We start from the raw sequence: 1527 nt of genomic DNA on the forward strand, positions 1-1527 counted from the left end.
GAGGGCTTTTCATAATTCGGCGAAACAATGCTGTGGATAAGTCGCCCTCTGATGAAGACGCCCGTCCTAACGGGCTGACACTGGTTCGGAGAGGATAATCCACGCGCCATGGCAACACGATGCCCGGCGAACGACCCCGGGTCGCTCGCCCCAGCGCCGGGGCATGATGGAAGCGGAGCTGGATTACACGGCGGAAGCCAGCACCGAGGCGGCCAAGGCAATGACCGCGAAGAGATTGTGCGTATGGACCTTGCGCCGTCCGCGCACGCGGACGGTCCGGAGGTTCAGCTGTTCCTTCAGATAGCTAAACGCCCGTTCCACACTACTCCTCAAGTCATAGAGCGCATCCCACGTCCTGGTGCCGCGCACGACGCGTCCCACTTCGCGCGGGTCGTCGGCGATGGCGATTTTTTGCACATAGCCGTAGTTCGAGGCTGAGCACCAGGCCATGCCCATGGGACAATCGACATGGCCCGCGGCATGGGGACACCGAAACTTTTGGGTCTTCGTGGTCGCATCATAGCCGGCCAACGTCAGCGTATACCCCATGGAACAGATCGGTCGTCCCAGGCCATCGCGACCCTCCGGCGGCTCACCGCCATGGCGATTCAACGGAATGATCGGCACCAGACCTTGCGCCTGGAGATCCTGATAGAGCGTGGCTTGATCATACCCGGCATCAAAAATGGCGGTCTTCTCACCCATTTCCCGATCTGTGGTCATCTTCACCAGCGGACGCGCCATATTGACGTCATGCATCTTGGCGGTTGTCGTGACGGCGGCCACCGGGAACAGACTCCCAGCGGCCACCGCGAGGTGCAATTTGTAGCCGAACCAGCGATATTTCTGGCCCTTGGGCCCGGTCTTCATCCCCCAGCTCGCGCGTTCCGGATCTTGCGCGTCGGCATGCCGACGCGTCTTTTCATACCCCGGGATATCCGAGGCATCGTAAGCCGCGTCGTCCGTCGATACCACCTGGTGTTGGCGTGCTGTCTCGACTTGTTGCGCATGCACGGCTTGCAAGCTGGTGCCCTGACTGAGTTGGTCAAAGAGACGGGAAAATGTGGCCGCGGAGGGGATATCCGACTTTCCCCGATAGCCGACAATCCAGCGAAACACCGGATCCCGGCGAAGTCGCGCCCGCAGGGCTTCGGTCGTGGGGATTTGTTCCACCGCTTTCGCGACGTACGCCCGAATGATGAGGGCCCGATCGTGCGTTTCTGGCCGACCCGTCCGGGCCGGTTTCGGCAGGGCGCTGAGCGCTGGATCCAAGGGCACCGCATCCAAAATGGCTTGCAGCCGGTCATCCCATTCGGTGTCTTTAATCCATTCCTCAAAGGAAAAGAGTGACGTTTGTCGAAGTGATGTCATTAAGCGAGTTCCTCCGCGTTCTGGGTTTGGGCTGGTAACCAAGACTTCGTGAACGATGCGAGGAACTCCTTTTTGCGTCCGATTCAGGGGGAACGCATTTTTCTCGCACCTTACAAGCGTTGCAAATCAACGACTTCGAGTTATGAAAAACCCTCA

1 protein-coding gene is annotated in these 1527 nt (G+C 59.5%); it reads right to left on the minus strand.

Translation table 11 applies throughout. The features are described 5' to 3' along the window. Positions 1-183: 183 nt before the first annotated feature. The gene (locus tag HIJ39_RS22865; RefSeq protein WP_169103330.1) at positions 184-1371 is read right to left on the minus strand and encodes a transposase; all 1188 of its coding nucleotides are present in this window, start codon (positions 1369-1371) and stop codon (positions 184-186) included. Between the last annotated feature and the right edge of the window lie 156 nt (positions 1372-1527).

It is taken from the genome of Sulfobacillus harzensis, from assembly GCF_012933365.1.
GTDB classification, from domain to species: domain Bacteria; phylum Bacillota; class Sulfobacillia; order Sulfobacillales; family Sulfobacillaceae; genus Sulfobacillus_B; species Sulfobacillus_B harzensis.